The organism is Cobetia sp. MMG027 (assembly GCF_027947415.1).
In the GTDB taxonomy this organism is placed as follows: Bacteria; Pseudomonadota; Gammaproteobacteria; order Pseudomonadales; family Halomonadaceae; genus Cobetia; species Cobetia marina.
Genome location: NZ_JAQJIO010000002.1, coordinates 342048 through 360789 on the forward strand (window position 1 = coordinate 342048; position 18742 = coordinate 360789).

The window sequence follows — 18742 nt, forward strand, 5'->3', positions numbered from 1 at the left end:
GAATGACGAGACGCCCCCGTCGCGAAAGCGGCGGGGGCGTCTTGCATCCTGCTCGGGCGCACTTGGTCTGACGTGCTTGTGCTGACGGGCTGAGCTGACGGGCTGGTCCAGATGAGCGAGTCACGGAATGCGGGGGCTCATTCGCCTTCCAGTCCGGTGATCGGCTTGACGGTACCCCAGTGGCGACATTTCGGGCATTGCCACAGCAGCATCGAGGCCTCGAATCCGCAGCGGTGGCAGCGATGGCGAGGGCGTGCCTCGATCAGCTGCTGGGTATGGCGCTTGAGCAGGCTGAAGCGCTGGGTCTCGCGCTCATCGGCATCCAGCAGGTACAGGTCGAGCAGATAGTCGACGCCCCGCAGGCTGGGGTGGCGATGCAATTGCTCGCTGGCGAAGCTGACAGCGGCCTCGACCCCTTCCCGGCGCTCGATCAACTGGGCGAGACTGACCACCGTGGTGGTATAGGGGCCGCGCTCGACTTCCTGCTGCAGATAGCGCACCAGTCCGCTTTCGTCGTCCAGCATGTGGAATGCCTTGCCGAGCGGTTCGAGAATGATGGGAGTGAAACCGGTGTCCTGACGCGGAATGCGCTGCAGCAGGCGAATGCTCTGCTTGTAGTTGGCATGCTCGTATTCGATCTCGGCCAGCATCCAGTTGGCGCGCACACACTTCTCATCCGTGGAGAGTGCCTGCTTGAGGCGCTTGCGCGCCACCGCCTGACTGCCTTCGAGGATATCGAGGGCCGCCAGTTCGCAGTGCCAGTGGGCGGCGGCGCGTCGGATGCCACCTTCCTGACGCAGGATGGGGTGCGCGACCTCGAGGGCAGCCTCCCATTCTCGCTCACGCTCGAGCAGGTCGATCAGGAGGCGTCGGCCAGCGCGACGATGGTCATCGTGCTGGGCCTGCTTGAGGAGGGTTTCCAGCAGCTTCTCGGCGCGGTCGTAGACACCGCTGCGCATGAAGTCGCGGGCCAGTTCCAGCTGTACGCGTTCGCCCTGCTCGCTGTCGAGGGCCGGGCGTGCCAGCAGATTCTGGTGGATCTTGACGGCGCGGTCGACCTCCCCGCGACTGCGGTACAGGTTACCCAGCGCGATGTGGGTATCGACCGTGTCGCTGTTGACTTCCAAGGCCTGTACGAAGGTTTCGATGGCGCGATCAGGCTGCTCGTTGAGCAGATGATTGAGGCCAACGAAATAGTCGCGGGACAAGGTGGCAGGGGCGGGAGTTTGCGTAGTGGGGCGACGATCACGTCGCCCCAGCCAGAACCCGATGGCAATGGCGGCCATCAGCAGTCCCAGCAGTATCAGGTCAGGCATTTATGCCACTTCCTTGATCTCCTGGATGCGCAGCTGGTCCAGTTCCTTGCGTTGCTGCTGGTTGCGGCGCTGCGCGCGGGTCAACAGCGTGCGCAGGCGCAGATACATGCCGGTCATGGCGATCATGCCGAGCACGACGCCGATGGCCAGTGAAAACAGCAGCCACATGGAAAGTGAGGCAGCCGGCAGCTCGAGCCAGATGAGGTCGAGAGGCACGGTTTGCTGGTTGTGAACGGCAAACAGGATGCCGACCAGCAGAACGATCAGCAGGATCACGGCCAGAACGAGACCTTTTAGCCAGCGCATAACGGTTTCCTTGTCATGAAATGCAGTCGTGAATCATCGCCTGGCGAGTGTATCACCGGGCAAGCCGTGAGTCTCGACGTCAGCCGTGCGGCCTGAGGCCAGGCCGATGCCTTGTGGGCTCAGTAGCCGAGCGCGCGGCTGGCATCGACCTGTTCGCGCAGTTCCTTGCCCGGTTTGAAGTGCGGGACGAACTTGCCGTCCAGCTGGACGGGCTCTCCGGTCTTCGGGTTGCGTCCCAGACGCGGCTCACGGTAGTGCAGCGAGAAGCTGCCGAACCCGCGAATCTCCACGCGCCCCCCGTGGGCCAGCGCATCAGTGACATCATCGAGGATGATGCGAACGGCGGCTTCTACATCCTTGAGCGACAACTCAGGCTGTCGCATGGCTATCTGTTCGATCAGCTCGGACTTGGTCATCGGATCTCTCCATGCCTGCACCCTTGCGGGAAGGGTGATCGTGATGCGGCTGTCAGATGACCTCTTGTCGTCTGACGGACCCCCGCATCCTTGTGATTGTTATCTCCTCAGCATAATGGGCAAATCCTGAGAAAACAACGCACTACGAACATCATTGCCCATCACGACATGGATTGCCAATTCCTGTCGTGGCAAAGGGTCAACGGATGCTGCCAGACTCCCCCTCGGGTATACTGCCGGCATTGATGTGACGACTGAGGTTCGGGCAATGGATGAGATGATTCGCAAGCGCCTTCACTGGCACTCCCGCCGCGGCATGTGGGAACTCGATCTGCTGCTGTTGCCTTTTCTCGAGCAGCGCTTCGATGCGTTGAGTGAGCAGGACAAGGCCCTCTACGTGGAACTGCTCGCGGAAGAGGATCAGGATCTCTTCGTGTGGCTGATGAAGCGGGATCCGTGTGGCAATGAGGACTATCAGCGCCTGATCGACATGGTGATCGCCAATGCAGAACATGGCGAACGCGATCAGTTCAAGGGCCTCTGAACAGGCCCTGCATGCTCAGGCGATTCTGCGCCTGATACTGCTGGCGTGCAGCCTCGTGCTGATGACGTGGCTGTTCGCTCGCCTGGCAGGACCTTCCGGCCTGGATGCCTGGTGGGCCTGCCGCACCCATGATGCTCTGCCTTTCGAGGCGGAGCATTGTGCTTTCTGGGGCATGATGCCGCCTTTGAACATCCATTCGGCCGTCATGGCCATGCTGACCACAGGCGGGGTCTTGCAGGGGGTGGAAGCCTGGTGGTGGTGGCATCGCCGTGACCGGCATCGGGAGGTATGGTGGCTGGCGCTCGGGGCGGAGCCCGTGGGGGAAAGGGCGGAGCGCTCGGGGCTGGCCGCCATGCCAGAGGCAGAGACAGAGACAGGTGAGGGAGGTGAGGAGGGCGAACTGGCGCACGACGAAGCCGAAGAGGAAAGTCCTCGCTCACCGGCATCACTCGACGAGACGCGCAGGCGGCACCCCGAGATGCGCCTTTGCTGGTGGTGGGCGGACGCGAACTCCGGTGGCTGGCAGCGAGTCGGCGTCACGCGCCTGTGGTGTTCGCCGCGACTGGTGGGCCTGCGCCTCACGTGCCCCGGTGAGCGCTCACGTACTCTGTGGCTATGGCCAGACAGCGTACCTCCAGCCCAGCTGCATCGGCTGCGACTGTGGCTGCTGTGGCCACCTCTCGCCCACGACATGCCACGACAGCCGCCTGCCATCGAGCCGCTGATGGCCCGTATCGCGACTGATCGCCGCCAATGATCATCTGAGGTGAATCACGCTGTCACGCGCGCGCGGTGCCGGCATGGGGTAATCGCGCACGAAGTGGAGCCCGCGTGATTCATGACGTTGGTGAGCGCTGATCAACAACAGCGGCGCCAGAGTCAGCGCCTGATACAGGGCCAGGTGAGTGACACCTGCGCTGGCCCCTGAGTGCCTGCCTTGCCGGGAGAGTTCAGAGGAATGAGCGCGCTCTGACGAATGAGGGGGCTCACAGGCCAGCCAGGCCGCCATCTGATCCAGTGCCGCTTCCAGTCCCTGCTGGCTACGCTCGATGCCCGCCTGCAGGCTCATCAGGCGCCGCAACGCCGTGAGCCACTCATCCGCTTCGCGATTCTCCAGGCACATCACGTGCTGCCAGAGCGCATGTCTGTCTTTCAGCTGAGTCAATAGTGCCTGCTGACGGGGAGGCAGCTGTCCTCGTTCAGGCAGCATGCTCGTTGTGAGCGCCTGCGCCACTGGCCAGGTGTCGGGCGCCGATTCGCCCTCGGTGAGCGCCTCGCCGCAGGCGCGCGCCTGCACCAGGCATTCCAGCAATGAGTTGCTGGCCATGCGATTGGCCCCGTGAAGCCCTGTACAGGCCACTTCGCCGATGGCCCACAGTCCTGCCAGATCACTCGCGCCATTCAATTCGGTGGCGATTCCGCCGCAGCTGTAATGTGCTGCCGGTACCACGGGAATCGGGGCTCGGGTGATGTCGATGCCACGCTCCCGGCAATGCGCCAGAATGGTCGGGAAGTGATGATGGATGGCCGCGGATCCCAGCGCACTGATATCGAGATGGACGTGATCCAGCCCGTGAGCGCGCATCTCGGCGAGGATGGCGCGCGCCACCACGTCGCGTGGTGCCAGCTCCAGGCGAGGGTCGTGATCCAGCATGAAGCGATGGCCATCGGGGCGCTTCAACAGGCCACCTTCGCCGCGCACGGCTTCCGAGATCAGGAACGGTGTTCCGGCCGGGTCGTACAGACAGGTAGGGTGAAACTGCTGGAACTCCAGATTCATCAGGCTGGCACCGGCACGCACGGCCATCGCCATGCCATCCCCGACGCTGGCGCTGGGGCTGGTGGCATGCGCAAACAGGCCGCTGGCACCTCCCGTGGCCAATACCAGATCGCGCACCGTCAGCAAGCGTTGCTGGCCGGTGCCATCGATGACCCGCAGTCCCGCGACCTGGGCCCCCTTCACCTCGATGTCCACGGCGAGCAGGTCATCGAGCACCTCGATGGCAGGATGTGACTCGACATGCTGACTGAGCGTATCCAGCAGCGCCCGCCCCGTGGCGTCGGCCGCATGGATGATGCGTCGCCGGCCGTGGCCGCCTTCCTGGGTGAGGTGATAGGGATAGCTGGCATCGGCTTCGGCTGGCGTGAAGGGGACGCCAAGCCCGATCAACCACTCGATGGCCTCGCGGGAATGTCCGACGGTAAAGCGCACCGCTCGCTCGTTGCACAGGCCGTCCCCCGCGATCAGCGTATCGGCGACATGCGATTCCACGTCATCCTCCGGGGCCAGTACCGCCGCGATGCCGCCCTGAGCCCAGCGGCTGGCGCCCTGGGCCTCCCGCGCCGGACGCAGCAGCGTCACGCGGCGCGAGCGCGACGCGGATGACGGCTGATTGGCCAGGCTGAGCGCAAGGGTCAGGCCGGCCGCACCGCCGCCCACGATCAGGACATCGTGGTCACTGGTGGCAGTGATGTCATGCGCTGTGCTCATGCGTCTTTCCTTGGCGTGTCACCGGGCGTGGCGGCGGGCGAGCGGGAATGGGCGTCATCCCGGGTGTCAGGTGACTTCGCCTCGGGTGTCGGGGGCATGCCGTCGCTGTCAGAGTCCTTGGGGACGGCTGTCTCGCCCGGGGTCGGGTCCTCCGGCAGGAAGATCCGGCGGGCATCACTGATCAGGCCATGGCCCGGCAGGCGCCGTTGCAGGCGCTCGCTGGGCAGACGTTCCAGCAGGGACAGCCGCTCCCCGAGGGCTTCCGTCAGGCGCGCGAGTTCACGATTCAGCCACAGATAGCCTGCCGGACTGAACAGGGCACGTCCTTTGCGGCTCTCGACATTGCGTACCTCGGCATAGCGCTGCAGGTCGAACGGGGTGACCGTCAGCTCGATGTGCTGGCCGGTACGCACCTGGAAGGCCAGCGTGCCGAGGGCACGAGCCAGTCGGTGCTGGGCATCGCGCAGGCCCTCGAGTCCTTCGATGAACTCATGACCTTCTCGCGTGTTCCAGTGGGTTTCCTGCAGCAGCTCGATGGTCGAGATCATGCGCCGCTCGAACGACAGGATCTCCTCGATATCACCGCGCTGGATCCGGCCCTCACGCACCACGGCATCCACCAGTCCACGCTGCTTGACCAGCTGGGCGGAGGTGGCGCGCACCAGATTGAGCGTTTCCTCGATGCTGGAACGCTCTGCATTGGTGTGGTTGTGGTAGAGCCGCGCCAGCTTGTCGAGGTTGTCGGCCAGCAGGAAGCGGAAGACATCCGTCGCCTTCTGGGGCAGCAGGACCAGGCTGACCACGATACTGATCAAGGTGCCCAGTACCACGTTGAAGACGCGCCACAGGGCGATACCGAGATCATGATTGCCATCGCCCACCACCATCAGCAGGGTGACGCAGAACAGCAGCGAGCTGTAGCCATAGCGATTGCTGAAGGTGGCATTGAGCGCCAGCGCGATGCCGACCATGCTCCAGATGGGCACCACGCCGGGCAGCGGGTCCGCGACCAGTATCAGGATCAGGCCCCAGAGTCCCCCCAGCAGCGTGCCGAGCAGGCGCTGCGAGCCCTTGTCAAGCACGCCGCCGACGTGGGGCAGATTGCCCATCACCATCACGGTGCTGACCAGTGCCCAGGAGCTGTGCGGCAGATCGAACAGCTCGATGATGCTGAAACAGAGCGTCAGGGCGACGGTGACCCGCAGGATATGCAGGCGCTGACGGTGCAGATAGGTGAAGTAGGGATTGTGCGATAGCCAGTTCATGCCGATTCCCCCTCGCGAATGACAAGACCGGGAGTGAGCAGGCGGGTCGCAGACATGGCGGGCATCAGCAGCAGAGAAGTGGACATCGGGTGCCAGGAGATTCCGTCGACAGAGAATGGAAGAGGATGTCGTGAGCGATGCCGCCGTGCACCGGCGCAGGCAGGGCGCGGCGGACCACCGAATCGCCGCACAGTGTAACCGACCCCCACGAGCTCGTCACAGCGCTTGGCATGCCAGAATCACGTTGTCATCAGCAGGTTAGTGGCGGCTCGTGAAGGGCAACGCGGAAATCTGATGATTGTTATTGATAATCACTACCATCAAGTGGCTTGATTGGATTCCCCCAAGGCCCCACGTGATCATGGGGGCAATCCATTCACGCCTACCGGCAGCGCCAGTCACACGAGCCGCTGCCTGGTGTCATCACAGGGAGTCATTGCATGAGCAGCCAGACCCGTCGCGAACAGGACAGCATGGGCGAACTCGAGGTGCCGGTCAGTGCACTCTACGGGGCGCAGACCCAGCGTGCGGTGGACAACTTCCCGGTCAGCGGCCAGCCTTTGCCGGCACCGTTCATCCAGGCGGTGGCGCGCATCAAGCTTGCCGCGGCAGAGGTCAATCTCGACCTCGAGTTGCTGGATGAGGCGCGTGCCGGTGCCATCGTCAAGGCGGCGCGCCAGATCATCGATGGCGAGCATGCGGATCAGTTCCCGGTCGATGTCTTCCAGACCGGTTCCGGCACCTCGACCAACATGAACGTCAATGAAGTGCTGACGCAATTGGCCAATGCCCAGCTGGAAAGCGAGAACAGCGACCTCAAGGTCGGCGCCAATGATCACGTCAACATGGGGCAGTCCAGCAACGATGTCATCCCGACGGCGATTCACCTGTCGGCGGTCATTGCCGTCACCGATACCTTGCTGCCTGCGCTGCGTCATCTGCATGACGTGATCGCGAGCAAGGCGGCGGAGGTCGATGATGTCGTCAAGACCGGCCGCACTCACCTGATGGACGCGATGCCGATTCGTCTGAGCCAGGAGCTGGGGGCATGGCAATCCCAGGTGGCACAGGCCATCGAGCGCATCGAGGAGTCGCTGCCGCGTCTCGAGCGTCTCGCCCAGGGTGGCACGGCCGTCGGCAGTGGCATCAACGCGCATCCCGAGTTTGCCGAACGCATGGCCAAGCGCCTATCGCTTCAGACCGGGCACGCCTTCCGTCCGGCCGACAGCTTCTTCGCGGCGCTGTCTTGTCAGGATTCCGCGGTCGAACTTTCCGGTCACCTGCGGACCTACGCCGTGGCGATGATGAAGATCAGCAATGACCTGCGCTGGATGAACTCCGGGCCGCTGGCCGGGCTGGGCGAGATCGAGCTTGAGGCCTTGCAGCCGGGCAGCTCCATCATGCCGGGCAAGGTCAATCCGGTGATTCCGGAAGCCGCCGCCCAGGTGGCTGCCCAGGTGATGGGCAACGATGCCACCATCGGCATCGCCGGTCAGAGCGGCAACTTCCAGCTCAATGTCATGCTGCCGTTGATCGCCAACAATCTGCTGTCCTCGATCACGCTGAGCGCCAATGTCAGCCGCCTGCTGGCGGACAAGGCCATTGCCACCTTCACGGTGCGGCAGGACAACATCGAAGCGCCGCTGGCCAGGAACCCGATTCTGGTCACGGCACTCAATCCGGTGATCGGTTACAACGAGGCCGCGCGTATCGCCAAGGTGGCCTATCAGGCCGGCCGGCCGATCCTCGAGGTGGCCGAGGAGGAGACGGATCTCGACCGTGAGACGCTGGAGCGCCTGCTGGACCCGGCCAAGCTGACCGAGGGCGGCATCCAGTAAGCGTGCCCCCGCAAGGCTGACAGCAAGCGTCAGCAGGCAAGAGACAGCAGGCAAGAAACAGAAAGCCCGCCCTCCAGTCAGGAGGGCGGGCTTTCTGATGTCGCATGCAGGTGAATCAGCGATGCGTCAGGCGGCGTGCGCCATCAGGCGTTCCTTGAGGTACTCACCGATGCGGGCCTTCTGCTCATCGCTCAGGCGCAGGGTCAGCTTGGTACGCCGCCACACCACATCCTGTACCTCATGTGCCCACTCACGCTCGACCAGGTAATCGATCTCGGCGGCGCTCAGGCCGGCACCGAAGTCTTCGCCAAGCTCGGCTTCGCTCTTCTTGCCCTCGAGGAAGTGCAGGCACAGGCTGCCATAGCTGGAAGCCAGGCGTCTGGCGCGAGCCTCTCCCAGGAACGGGAAGTCGCGGACCAGCTGGCGAGTGAAGGCCGCGCGGCTCTCGATGTCTCCCCCCGGCAAGGCCTTCTCGTGGGTCCACGGCTCACCCATGTTGGGCAGCAGTGGCTTCAGATCTTCCAGCGCGGATTCGGCCAGCTTGCGATAGGTGGTGATCTTGCCACCGAAGATGGACAGCATCGGCGCGCCGCTGTCATCCAGGTGCAAGGTGTAGTCGCGGGTCATCGCTGACGGGTCGGCTGACTCGTCATCGCACAGCGGGCGTACGCCGGAGAAGGAGGAGATGACGTCATCGCGGCTCAGCTTGCGCTTGAAGTGATGGTTGACCACCTCGAGCATGTAGTCGGTTTCATCGCTGGAGCAGGCCACCTCGGAGGGGTCGCCCTTGTAGCGCACGTCCGTGGTGCCGACCAGGCTGAAGTCTTCCTGATAGGGCAGCACGAAGACGATGCGCTTGTCCTTGTTCTGCAGGATGAAGGCGCGATCATCGGTATTGAGGCGCGGCACGATCAGGTGGCTACCCTGGATCATGCGGATGCCGTAGCGCGGCGTGCGCTCGGTGGCACCCTTGATGAAGGACTCCACCCATGGCCCGGCGGCATTCACCAATGTGCGGGCGTGGCGGGTGAAGGTCTCACCGCTGTCGATGTTCTCCAGCGTCAGCTCCCAATGTCCGTTCACGTCGCGTGCCCCGACGCAGCGAGTGCGCGTCATGATCTCCGCGCCTTGCTCCTGAGCTTGAAGCGCGTTGGTGATGACCAGACGCGCATCATCCACCCAGCAGTCGGAATATTCGAAGCCCTGGGTGATCTCGCTGACCAAGGGGCTCTGCTCACCGAACTTGAGCCCCTTGGAGGCTGGCAGGGTCTCGCGCTTGCCGATGTGGTCATACAGGAACAGGCCGGCACGGATCATCCAGGCCGGACGAAGATGTGGCTGGTGCGGCAGGATGAAGCGCAGGGGCCAGATGATGTGCGGTGCCTTCTTGAGCAGCACTTCACGCTCCTGCAGGGCTTCACGTACCAGCCGGAACTCGTAGTGTTCCAGGTAGCGCAGGCCGCCATGGATCAGCTTGCTGCTGGCGGAAGAGGTGGCGCTGGCCAGATCATTCTGCTCGCACAGTGCCACGCTCAGGCCGCGCCCGCTGGCGTCATTGGCGATACCGGCACCATTGATGCCACCGCCGATGATGAAGAGGTCGATAAGTGCGTCGTTGTCGCGGGACATGGGCTGCTCCTGCACGTGCCCGGCGCTACCGGGGAGATCGAGATGGGGCGGCACCGGTTCGGTGCGCGTGATAAGTTTCGAAAGTGAACATAGCTTAGTGAAAGTCGAACATCAAGGTGATTCTTGTGGCATATCGATTTTCGAAAGTGCGCATAATGGGCTCGAACAAGCGACCCGGCATTGCACCATGTTCAACCTGTTGTCCTGCCTGAACATTTTTCACAGTGTCGATGCGGGATATGACAGTCGGATGAAGATCTGCCTCTTCGCCCATGCGCTCGGGGCACTGGCCGACGGGCTTTTCTGCAGCCTGCCGGCGCACCGCAAGGCGAGATGCCCGATGCAAGGGGAGCTTGCTGAGCAGGAGGATGAGAAGAGAGCCGAGGAGGAGCAGGCTAGAAGAAGAGAAAAAGAGAAGAAGAGAAGAAGAGAAGAAGAGAGGAACAGCGGCGACCCACGCCACGGCATGACGCACGGCTTGACGTGGGAAATGACTCAACGATGAGGAAGGAGGTGGCGAGACGACAGGCGTTCCGCGTGGCTGGGCGCTCTGCGCCGTGGATCAGGCGTTCCCGGCCTCGTCGGATACCGCAACATGCAAGGCCACTTCATGCTGGTGCATCAGTCTCAGAATGTTTTCCGGAGGCTGGATATCCGTGAACAGCGCATCCAGTTGGCTCAGGTTGCCCTGACGCACCACGGCATTGCGCTGGAACTTGGAGTGATCCGCGATCAGGAATACCTGGCGCGAGTTGTGGATGATCGCCTGGGCGACACGCACTTCCTGATAGTCGAACTCCAGCAGCGAGCCATCTTCATCGATGCCGCTGATGCCGATGATGCCGTAATCCACCTTGAACTGATTGATGAAGTCGATGGTGGCCTCGCCGATGATGCCGCCATCGCGAGAGCGCACCATGCCACCGGCGACGATGACATTGAAATCCTCCTTGTGCTGGAGGATGGCTGCCACGTTGAGGTTGTTGGTGATGACTTCCAGTCCGTGATGATCACACAGCGCCTCGGCGACCATCTCATTGCTGGTGCCGATGTTGATGAACAGCGAGGCGTGATCCGGTATCTCGTTGGCCAGGGTGCGAGCGATGCGCCGCTTGGCTTCCAGGTTCAGGGTCTTGCGCGTGCTGTAGGCAGTGTTCACCGTGCTGGATTCAAGTCCCGCCCCCCCATGGACACGCTTTAGGGCACCGGCTTCCGAGAGCTGGTTGAGGTCACGGCGAATGGTCTGCGGCGTGACCTTGAAGTGACTCGCCAGCTGCTCGATGGAGGCATAGCCCTGACGCGTGATCAGTTCGACGATGGCGCGGTGGCGCTTGGACTGCATCATCCTGTCCTCTTGCTCATGTCCGGTGAAAAGACGTCTGCTCTGAACCGTCGCGCAGGCAACGTGATCCTGCGTGCGGTTGCTGCTCGACCAGGTGCCCCGTAGATGGTGAGGCGGGGCGGTGTGCCATCCAGAATGTTCGTTTGATGTTCTTTTTGATACATGCTCGCGGTGACGCCAGTGGTAGCACTGATTGACCTGGTGGGTGCAAGCCGTTGAAGTTATACGAAATCATGCATAACTTACTGAATAGCAAGGATTGTCATGCTCGTGTAGACAAAGGTCTAGCGAATATCGGTGCTTTTCGCATTGTGACACCGATGTGAAGCCTGTACTTTCGCATTCGAACACCAAGCGCGTCTGTCAAGGCGTCGCTATGCCCGTGTAGAGGTCGGTGTCGTAAAATCAGGAGCGAGCAGCAGAATGTACGGTTTATTCAAATCCGCGGTGCACGCCACACCGCTTCACGACGCCAAGGTAGACGACACCTATAAGCGACTGAGATGGCAGATCTTTCTCGGTATCTTTCTAGGCTATGCCGGCTACTATCTGGTACGCAAGAACTTCTCCCTGGCCATGCCTTCCCTGGTGGAGCAGGGCTATTCCCGTGGTGATCTTGGTCTGGCCTTTGCCGGCGTGTCGATCGCCTATGGCATCTCCAAGTTCGTGATGGGGGCTGTCTCTGACCGCTCCAACCCGCGCTACTTCCTTCCTGCCGGTCTTCTGATGTCTGCCGGCATCATGTTCCTGTTCGGTTTCACTGACTGGGCAACCTCCAGCATCGGCATCATGTTCGTGCTGCTGTTCCTCAATGGGTGGGTGCAGGGCATGGGATGGCCGCCCTGCGGTCGCACCATGGTGCACTGGTGGTCACAGAGCGAGCGTGGCCAGATTGTCTCGGTGTGGAACGTGGCCCATAACGTTGGCGGCGGTCTTGTCGGTCCGCTGTTCATTCTTGGCATGGCCTGGTTCAACGACTGGCAGTCCGCGTTCTATGTGCCCGCCGCGCTGGCCGTCTTCGTGGCGATCTTCGCCCTGCTGACCATGCGAGACACGCCGCAGAGCTGTGGCTTGCCTCCCATCGAGAAGCACAAGAATGACTACCCGCCGGGATACGATGAAAGCCACGAGCAGGAATTCTCCACGCGGGAGATCCTGGTCAAGTACGTGTTCAAGAATCGCATGCTCTGGTACATCGCGCTGGCGAATGTCTTCGTGTATCTGCTGCGTTACGGGGTCCTCGACTGGGCGCCGACCTACCTGCAGGAAGCCAAGAGCTTCAGCGTCGACAAGTCCTCCTGGGCGTATTTCCTGTATGAGTGGGCCGGTATTCCCGGCACGCTGCTGTGTGGTTGGTTGTCCGACAAGCTGTTCCGGGGCAACCGCGGTGCGACAGGGGTGTGTTTCATGGCGCTGGTCGCCGTCTTCACCACTGTCTATTGGTTGAATCCTGCCGGTAATCCGGGAATCGACATGCTGTGTCTGGTCGCCATCGGCTTCCTGATCTATGGCCCGGTCATGCTGATCGGTCTGCAGGCGCTTGAGCTGGTACCCAAGAAGGCGGCAGGGACCGCGGCTGGCTTCACCGGCCTGTTCGGTTACTTGGGCGGCTCTGTCGCTGCCAGTGCCTTGGTAGGCTATACGGTAGATGCCTATGGATGGGATGGTGGTTTCATGTTGTTGATTGGCTCGTGCGTGATGGCGGTCGTCCTGTTGTCATTGACGATCTTCGAGAGCGCTCGCATGTCGGCACGCACCGCCAGCTGATTCCCAGCGGAAACATGATCATTCAAATGGCCCGCTGAGCGTGGCATGGGCGGGCCATCTTGTAACGGACTACCGGGAGATATTGACGATGACCAACCACATTCTGTCCATTGACCAGGGAACCACCAGCTCGCGCGCCATCCTCTTCGATCGTGAAGGCGCGGTGACCGGACTGGCACAAGAAGAATTTGCGCAACACTTTCCGAACAGCGGCTGGGTCGAGCATCACGTCGATGATATCTGGGGATCGGTGAAGCGCACCGTGCATCAGGCGCTGATCAATACCAATATCGGCGCCGAGCAGGTCGCGGCCATCGGGATCACCAACCAGCGTGAGACCACGATCGTCTGGGATCGCAAGACCGGCGTACCGGTCTACAACGCCATCGTCTGGCAGGACCGCCGGACCCACGAGTACTGCCGTGAGCTTTCCGATGCCGGCCATGGCGAGATGATTCAGCGTAAGACCGGCCTGCTGATCGACCCGTACTTCTCCGCGACCAAGCTGCGCTGGATTCTCGAGAACGTCGAAGGCGTGCGTGCGCGCGCCGAGCAGGGCGAACTGGCCTTCGGAACCGTCGACAGCTATCTGATCTGGAAGCTGACCGGTGGGGCCCGTCACGTGACCGATGCCACCAATGCCTCGCGCACCTGCCTGTTCAACATCGTTGATCAGTGCTGGGACAGCGAGCTGCTGGCGCTGTTCGGCATCCCGGAATGCCTGCTGCCGGAAGTGCTGGATTCCAGTGATGATTTCGGCACCACCGATCCGCAGCTGTTCGGGGCGGCAATGCCGATCCGTGGCGTGGCAGGCGATCAGCAGGCGGCGCTGGTCGGGCAGGCCTGTTTCACGCCGGGCATGAGCAAGAGCACCTATGGCACGGGCTGCTTCATGATCATGAACACCGGCGAGAAGATGGAGCTGTCCAGGAACCGTCTGCTCACCACCGTCGGTTATCGCCTCAACGGCAAGCCGACCTTCGCCATGGAAGGCAGCATCTTCGTGGCCGGCGCCACCGTGCAGTGGCTGCGTGATGGCCTGAAGCTGTTCTCCGATGCCTCCGAGACCGAGCCGCTGGCACGTGCGGCCAGCGCCGACCACGGCGTCTACATGGTGCCGGCCTTCACCGGCCTGGGAGCGCCACACTGGGACCCGCAGGCACGCGGCGCGATCCTGGGGCTGACCCGAGGTACTGGCATCACCGACATCGTCGCGGCCGGCCTGCAATCGGTGTGCTATCAGACCCGAGATCTGCAGGAGTGCATGCTGGATGACGTCACCATCAATTGCGCGAATCTGCGCGTGGATGGCGGCATGGTCAGCAACAACTGGGTGATGCAGTTCCTCTCCGACATGCTGGGCGTGAAGGTGGATCGCCCGCGCGTGCTGGAAACCACGGCGCTGGGTGTGGCGTATCTGGCCGGCCTGCATATCGGTTGGTATGAAAGCCTGGAGGAGATCAGCGAGCTGTGGCACTGCGAGCGCACCTTCGCGCCGGAGATGGCGGAAGAGCAGCGTGAGCGCCTCTATGCCGGTTGGCTGGAAGCCGTCGAGCGAGTGAAGAGCGACGGAGGTCACTGACATGTGGACTGACGTCATGACGGGCGAGTTTCTCGGTTGCCTGTTCCTGATCCTCTTCGGCGGCGGTGTGGTCGCCAACGTGGTACTCGCGGATACCAAGGGCAACGGCTCCGGGTGGATCGTGATCACCACCGGCTGGGGATTTGCGGTGATGATCGGCGTGTTCGTGGCCGTTTCCACCGGCTCGCCCCAGGCGGACCTCAATCCGGCGGTGACCCTCGCCAAGTACCTGCTCGGGGTGCATGCCACCCTCATCGATGTGGCGCGTCATGTCATCGCCCAGATGCTGGGCTGCTTCGCCGGTGCGGTGATGGTGTGGCTGGCCTATCTGCCGCATTGGAAGCGTACCGGCGATGCTGGCCTCAAGCGTGCGGTGTTCTGTACTGACCCCGCGGTCGAGTGCCGGTTGGGCAACATGCTCAGTGAGGTGATCGGCACCGTGGTGCTGATCTTCGGTATCGGCGCCATCGTCGGCTCCGGCAAGATCAGTGCCGGCCTGCTGCCATATCTGGTCGGCATGCTGGTGTGGGCCATCGGTCTGTCGCTGGGTGGCGCCACGGGCTATGCCATCAATCCGGCACGTGATCTTGGTCCTCGCATCGCGCACTCGCTGCTGCCGATCCATGGCAAGGGTGCCTCCGGGTGGGGATATGCCTGGGTGCCCATCGCCGGCCCGCTGGCGGGGGCATTGATCGCGGCCAGCATGTGGAATCTGCTGCTGTAAGCCCTTCTGTCGCAAGTGGCTGGAGCCACCTCGTCAGCTGTGGCAATGTAACGCCTCCTTCGCCCCGTCACTCGACGGGGCGAAGTCTTTGTGCCCGTGTGCCGACATTCCTGTCTGGGGGAGCGATGCCGCAACCTCTCTCGGGGCTGGAAGACACAGTGGGTGGTGGATGGGGACAAGTGACGGAGGTCATCTGGCATGTGGACTGACGTCATGACGGGCGAATTTCTGGGTACCACGCTCATGATCCTGCTGGGCGGCGGGGTCGTCGCCAATGCGATGCTGCGCAAGACCAAGGGAGCCGGGTCCAGCTGGTTGATGATCAATGCCGGCTGGGGCTTTGCGGTGATGGTCGGGGTGCTGGTGTCGACCTCGACAGGCTCTCCCTACGGAGATCTCAATCCAGCGGTCACCCTCGCCAAGTATCTGCTGGGCGTGCATGCAAGCGTGCTCGAGGTGGCCAGGATGATGCTGGCGGAGATGCTGGGATGCTTCACCGGGGCCGTGCTGGTGTGGGCGGCGTATTACCCCCACTGGAAGGTGACCCGTGACCCGCTGCGCAAGCGTGCGGTCTTCTGTACCGATCCGGCAGTCGATTCCCGATTGGCGAATGTCGTCAGTGAGGCGATCGCGACGGTGGTACTCGTCTTCGCGATCGGCAGCATGGTCAACAGCGAGCTGATCACTGACCGGGTATTGCCGTATCTCATCGGGGCGCTGGTATGGGCCATCGGTCTGTCACTGGGTGGCCCGACCGGCAATGCGATGAACCCGGCGCGCGATCTTGCGCCACGTGTCGCGCATTGGCTTCTGCCGATTCCGGGCAAGGGCAGTTCTGACTGGGGGTATGCCTGGGTGCCGATCGCCGGCCCCTTGCTGGGGGCGGCTGTGGCCGCGGGACTGCGATGGGTATTGTTTTGACGCCCCGTTGCCTTGTGATGTCGCTTGCGCGGCGCTGAGGGCGTAAAGAAGTGAGGCGGTGCCGGCATGGGCTGGCACCGCCTCGCGCGTTCTCGGGGGAGGATCGGTGACCCCGGTGAGACGCCTGAAAGAAGGCGCATACGGCGAGTATCGCGATGCTACTCAGGCGAGAAATTTTTTTATCATCAGGGGGTTGCATCAAAACGGAAGATAAGTAGAATACGTCCTCGCTGACAGGGCAAAGCGCTTCGCACCACAAACGCTTCCCTCATTCAGCTGCTGACACAGGACCATAGCTCAGTTGGTTAGAGCGCCACGTTGACATCGTGGAGGTCGGCGGTTCAAATCCGCCTGGTCCTACCAGCATCGGCATCGATGGCAACATCGCGCCACTTGATACAGGACCATAGCTCAGTTGGTTAGAGCGCCACGTTGACATCGTGGAGGTCGGCGGTTCAAATCCGCCTGGTCCTACCAAGCAGAAACTTCAAGTGACAGTGATCCATCAGCCTCATCCAGGACCATAGCTCAGTTGGTTAGAGCGCCACGTTGACATCGTGGAGGTCGGCGGTTCAAATCCGCCTGGTCCTACCAGATTCCAGAAAACGCCCGGCTCATCGAGTCGGGCGTTTTCGTGTGCGCGTCAGACACGCCTGTCGAGAAGCGCTGGCGCTGGCCGTGCTGTCAGGCAAGCGTGGTGTCGAGGAAGTCACCGGCTTCCTTGAGGGCGGCGTTGGCAGCGCTGAGCAGCGGTGCGAAGCCGACGAACACATGCGGCATGTCCGGCCACAGGCTGAGCGTGACAGGTGAGCCGCAATCCTGTGCCTGCGCGGCGTAGCGACGACTGTCATCGAGCAGGATTTCCGCCTCGCCGCATTGGATCAGCGTCGGTGGCAGGTCAAACAGATTCCCCTCCAGCGGCGAGATGCGTGGATCGCTCATGTCGGTACCGTCCTGCACATAGGCCATGCTCACGAAGGGCAGCAGATTGGGGTCGAGGATCGGGTCCACCTCGGCCTTGCGCGACAGCGAGGCGCTGCCCCAGCTGAGGTCGGTGGCGGGCGAGAAGGCGATCACCGCGTCCGGCAGGCGTTCACCTCTGGATTTGAGCGCGTTGAGGGCCGAGAGCGTGAGGTTGCCGCCCGCGCTGTCTCCGGCCAGCAGCAGGTGGTCATCCGGAAACTCGCGGCACAGCCAGTGCCATGCGGCCAATACGTCTTCCAGGCCTGCCGGGAAGGGCGCCTCAGGGGCGAGGCGATAATCCAGCGTGTAGGTCTCGGCGCGCGCCGCGCGGCCCAGGCGGCTGGCCAGCGGGCGATGACCGGCGGGGGAGCCGGCGATCCAGCTACCCCCATGCACGTACAGCAGGCGACGCGCAGGTGTCGGTGCGCCGTCTGGTGCGGGCAATACCTCACAGAGGCGCTCGCCGTTTCCTCCCGGCAGCATCTCGAGGCGTGGCGTCACGCCGGTGTCGAGAATGCTGGCATCGGCGGCGAAGTAGCCTTCCAGCAGGGTGCGCTTGGCGCCCAGATCATTGCCGGTACGTGCCGTGAAGGCCTTGAGGCGTTCGAGATGCGCGATGACCTGCTCGAGCCCTGCGTGGGCGTCATCGTGATTCTGGAGAGAGCCTTGCGCATGCGGGGCAGGATGAGCGGTCGATGAAGATGAGGAAGGCGCTGAGGAAGACGCGTCATGTGATGTTGACTGGGATGACATGTTCTGCTCCTGTCGGGTCAGAGAACTCTTAACGTGTCATCTCGCCAGGGGCTGTGCAAGGGGCTGTGCAAGGGGCTTTGCAAGGGGCTGTGTGAGGGCTATGCAAGAAAGGCCTGACCCGCCGCAACGCAGACCGCCCGCCATGCAGGAGGCATGGCGGGCGGCAGGACATGATGTCAGCACCTGATGGGCGTATCAGGCGGGCACGCTGTCGAAATCGCTGGAGGCGATGAAGATCTCGACCAGGCGTTCGATGCCGGCTTGATCCTCTTCATCGAAGCGCTCGGGGCTGGGGCTATCCAGGTCCAGCACGCCCCACAGCACTTGCTGGCCGTTCTGCTCGATGAGAACGGGGATGACCAGCTCGCTGCGCGACGCGGCGTCACAGGCGATATGGCCCGGGAAGGCATGCACATCCGCGATGCGCTGAGTGGTGCGCTGGGTCGCGGCAGCGCCACACACGCCCTTGGTGAAGGGGATCGGGTGGCAGGCCGGCTGGCCCTGGAACGGTCCCAGGTGCAGGATCTGCGGCTGACGTTGCACATAGAAGCCTGCCCAGTTGAGGTCCGCCACCGTCATGTTGATGAAGGCAGCCGTCTGGGAGGCGTTGGTCAGCCAGTCGCGAGTGTCGAGCGTGGCGTCCAGCTGGCGGGCCAGCAGTGAGTAGTCGGGACGAGTGGCCATGTTGGCTCCTGAGTGGATGGCGGGTTGATGCCGGTGACGCAGGGATGCGGTCGCGGGTCGCCTGTTTCAAGCACGCCCTGCGCGCGCGCTCTTGCGCCGCGTCGGCATCTGGACGTGATGGGGGGATTCATCAATCAGATGCAAAAGCGCCGACCTCAGGGTCGGCGCTTTGCGTCATGCGGCTGTCAGCTTGCGCTCGAA

17 protein-coding genes and 3 tRNA genes are annotated in these 18742 nt (G+C 62.7%); 11 read left to right on the forward strand and 9 right to left on the reverse strand.

What is annotated here, in order from left to right:
* Positions 1-137: 137 nt before the first annotated feature.
* The 3 genes from lapB to PJK54_RS03510 form a co-directional block, all read right to left on the reverse strand.
* Positions 138-1316 (reverse strand): lipopolysaccharide assembly protein LapB, encoded by a 1179-nt coding sequence (gene lapB / locus PJK54_RS03500; RefSeq protein WP_084208132.1) that lies wholly within the window; start codon positions 1314-1316, stop codon positions 138-140.
* Positions 1317-1622, reverse strand: a complete 306-nt coding sequence (locus PJK54_RS03505) for a lipopolysaccharide assembly protein LapA domain-containing protein (RefSeq protein WP_077374623.1) — start codon at positions 1620-1622, stop codon at positions 1317-1319.
* Positions 1623-1741: 119 nt separating this feature from the next.
* Positions 1742-2038, reverse strand: coding sequence for an integration host factor subunit beta (locus PJK54_RS03510; RefSeq protein ID WP_077374621.1), 297 nt, complete (start codon positions 2036-2038; stop codon positions 1742-1744).
* Positions 2039-2306: 268 nt separating this feature from the next.
* Between PJK54_RS03510 and PJK54_RS03515 the strand changes: the two genes are divergently transcribed.
* Positions 2307-2582, forward strand: coding sequence for an FAD assembly factor SdhE (locus tag PJK54_RS03515; RefSeq protein WP_077374619.1), 276 nt, complete (start codon positions 2307-2309; stop codon positions 2580-2582).
* Positions 2542-3339, forward strand: a complete 798-nt coding sequence (locus PJK54_RS03520) for a hypothetical protein (protein ID WP_271302248.1) — start codon at positions 2542-2544, stop codon at positions 3337-3339. The genes PJK54_RS03515 and PJK54_RS03520 overlap by 41 nt, the downstream gene beginning before the upstream one ends.
* On the opposite strand, the gene nadB is transcribed toward PJK54_RS03520, so the two are convergent.
* Positions 3340-5073, reverse strand: coding sequence for an L-aspartate oxidase (gene nadB / locus PJK54_RS03525; RefSeq protein ID WP_271302249.1), 1734 nt, complete (start codon positions 5071-5073; stop codon positions 3340-3342). It lies immediately after the preceding gene.
* Positions 5070-6338, reverse strand: a complete 1269-nt coding sequence (locus PJK54_RS03530) for an FUSC family protein (RefSeq protein ID WP_191237483.1) — start codon at positions 6336-6338, stop codon at positions 5070-5072. Before PJK54_RS03530 ends, nadB begins: the two co-directional genes overlap by 4 nt.
* A gap of 440 nt (positions 6339-6778) precedes the next feature.
* Between PJK54_RS03530 and PJK54_RS03535 the strand changes: the two genes are divergently transcribed.
* Positions 6779-8176, forward strand: coding sequence for a class II fumarate hydratase (locus PJK54_RS03535; protein ID WP_271302250.1), 1398 nt, complete (start codon positions 6779-6781; stop codon positions 8174-8176).
* A gap of 126 nt (positions 8177-8302) precedes the next feature.
* Here the strand turns inward: PJK54_RS03535 and glpD are convergent, their stop codons facing one another.
* The gene (gene glpD / locus PJK54_RS03540) at positions 8303-9805 is read right to left on the reverse strand and encodes a glycerol-3-phosphate dehydrogenase (protein ID WP_271302251.1); all 1503 of its coding nucleotides are present in this window, start codon (positions 9803-9805) and stop codon (positions 8303-8305) included.
* 97 nt (positions 9806-9902) lie between these two features.
* Between glpD and PJK54_RS03545 the strand changes: the two genes are divergently transcribed.
* Positions 9903-10310 (forward strand): hypothetical protein, encoded by a 408-nt coding sequence (locus tag PJK54_RS03545; RefSeq protein WP_271302252.1) that lies wholly within the window; start codon positions 9903-9905, stop codon positions 10308-10310.
* Between the two features lie 57 nt (positions 10311-10367).
* On the opposite strand, the gene PJK54_RS03550 is transcribed toward PJK54_RS03545, so the two are convergent.
* A complete protein-coding gene (locus PJK54_RS03550) occupies positions 10368-11150 on the reverse strand; it encodes a DeoR/GlpR family transcriptional regulator (protein ID WP_084208138.1) in 783 nt (260 codons plus the stop codon).
* A 420-nt stretch (positions 11151-11570) separates the two neighbouring features.
* Here PJK54_RS03550 and glpT point away from each other — a divergent pair, with 420 nt between their 5' ends.
* The 7 genes from glpT (at position 11571) to PJK54_RS03585 (ending at position 16735) form a co-directional block, all read left to right on the forward strand.
* Complete coding sequence (gene glpT / locus PJK54_RS03555; RefSeq protein ID WP_077374603.1) at positions 11571-12914, forward strand: glycerol-3-phosphate transporter; 1344 nt, start codon at positions 11571-11573, stop codon at positions 12912-12914.
* Positions 12915-13002: 88 nt separating this feature from the next.
* Complete coding sequence (gene glpK / locus PJK54_RS03560) at positions 13003-14496, forward strand: glycerol kinase GlpK (RefSeq protein ID WP_271302253.1); 1494 nt, start codon at positions 13003-13005, stop codon at positions 14494-14496.
* A 1-nt stretch (position 14497) separates the two neighbouring features.
* Positions 14498-15220, forward strand: coding sequence for an MIP/aquaporin family protein (locus tag PJK54_RS03565; protein ID WP_077374599.1), 723 nt, complete (start codon positions 14498-14500; stop codon positions 15218-15220).
* 198 nt (positions 15221-15418) lie between these two features.
* Positions 15419-16141, forward strand: coding sequence for an MIP/aquaporin family protein (locus PJK54_RS03570; protein WP_084208139.1), 723 nt, complete (start codon positions 15419-15421; stop codon positions 16139-16141).
* 286 nt (positions 16142-16427) lie between these two features.
* A tRNA-Val gene (locus tag PJK54_RS03575) sits at positions 16428-16504 on the forward strand.
* Between the two features lie 37 nt (positions 16505-16541).
* Positions 16542-16618 (forward strand) — tRNA-Val (locus PJK54_RS03580).
* Between the two features lie 40 nt (positions 16619-16658).
* Positions 16659-16735, forward strand: a tRNA-Val gene (locus PJK54_RS03585).
* A 90-nt stretch (positions 16736-16825) separates the two neighbouring features.
* Here the strand turns inward: PJK54_RS03585 and PJK54_RS03590 are convergent.
* Both PJK54_RS03590 and PJK54_RS03595 read right to left on the reverse strand, forming a co-directional pair.
* Positions 16826-17857, reverse strand: a complete 1032-nt coding sequence (locus PJK54_RS03590; protein WP_271302254.1) for an alpha/beta hydrolase — start codon at positions 17855-17857, stop codon at positions 16826-16828.
* 195 nt (positions 17858-18052) lie between these two features.
* Positions 18053-18541 carry a GAF domain-containing protein gene (locus PJK54_RS03595; protein WP_077374593.1) on the reverse strand — a complete coding sequence of 163 codons (489 nt, stop codon included), beginning with the start codon at positions 18539-18541 and terminating at the stop codon, positions 18053-18055.
* Between the last annotated feature and the right edge of the window lie 201 nt (positions 18542-18742).

Coding starts and splice junctions, on each gene's coding strand:
- lapB (WP_084208132.1), bottom strand. CDS start 1,316: ATGCCTGACCTGATACTGCTGGGACTGCTGATGGCCGCCATTGCCATC.
- PJK54_RS03505 (WP_077374623.1), bottom strand. CDS start 1,622: ATGCGCTGGCTAAAAGGTCTCGTTCTGGCCGTGATCCTGCTGATCGTT.
- PJK54_RS03510 (WP_077374621.1), bottom strand. CDS start 2,038: ATGACCAAGTCCGAGCTGATCGAACAGATAGCCATGCGACAGCCTGAG.
- PJK54_RS03515 (WP_077374619.1), top strand. CDS start 2,307: ATGGATGAGATGATTCGCAAGCGCCTTCACTGGCACTCCCGCCGCGGC.
- PJK54_RS03520 (WP_271302248.1), top strand. CDS start 2,542: ATGCAGAACATGGCGAACGCGATCAGTTCAAGGGCCTCTGAACAGGCC.
- nadB (WP_271302249.1), bottom strand. CDS start 5,073: ATGAGCACAGCGCATGACATCACTGCCACCAGTGACCACGATGTCCTG.
- PJK54_RS03530 (WP_191237483.1), bottom strand. CDS start 6,338: ATGAACTGGCTATCGCACAATCCCTACTTCACCTATCTGCACCGTCAG.
- PJK54_RS03535 (WP_271302250.1), top strand. CDS start 6,779: ATGAGCAGCCAGACCCGTCGCGAACAGGACAGCATGGGCGAACTCGAG.
- glpD (WP_271302251.1), bottom strand. CDS start 9,805: ATGTCCCGCGACAACGACGCACTTATCGACCTCTTCATCATCGGCGGT.
- PJK54_RS03550 (WP_084208138.1), bottom strand. CDS start 11,150: ATGATGCAGTCCAAGCGCCACCGCGCCATCGTCGAACTGATCACGCGT.
- glpT (WP_077374603.1), top strand. CDS start 11,571: ATGTACGGTTTATTCAAATCCGCGGTGCACGCCACACCGCTTCACGAC.
- glpK (WP_271302253.1), top strand. CDS start 13,003: ATGACCAACCACATTCTGTCCATTGACCAGGGAACCACCAGCTCGCGC.
- PJK54_RS03565 (WP_077374599.1), top strand. CDS start 14,498: ATGTGGACTGACGTCATGACGGGCGAGTTTCTCGGTTGCCTGTTCCTG.
- PJK54_RS03570 (WP_084208139.1), top strand. CDS start 15,419: ATGTGGACTGACGTCATGACGGGCGAATTTCTGGGTACCACGCTCATG.
- PJK54_RS03590 (WP_271302254.1), bottom strand. CDS start 17,857: ATGTCATCCCAGTCAACATCACATGACGCGTCTTCCTCAGCGCCTTCC.
- PJK54_RS03595 (WP_077374593.1), bottom strand. CDS start 18,541: ATGGCCACTCGTCCCGACTACTCACTGCTGGCCCGCCAGCTGGACGCC.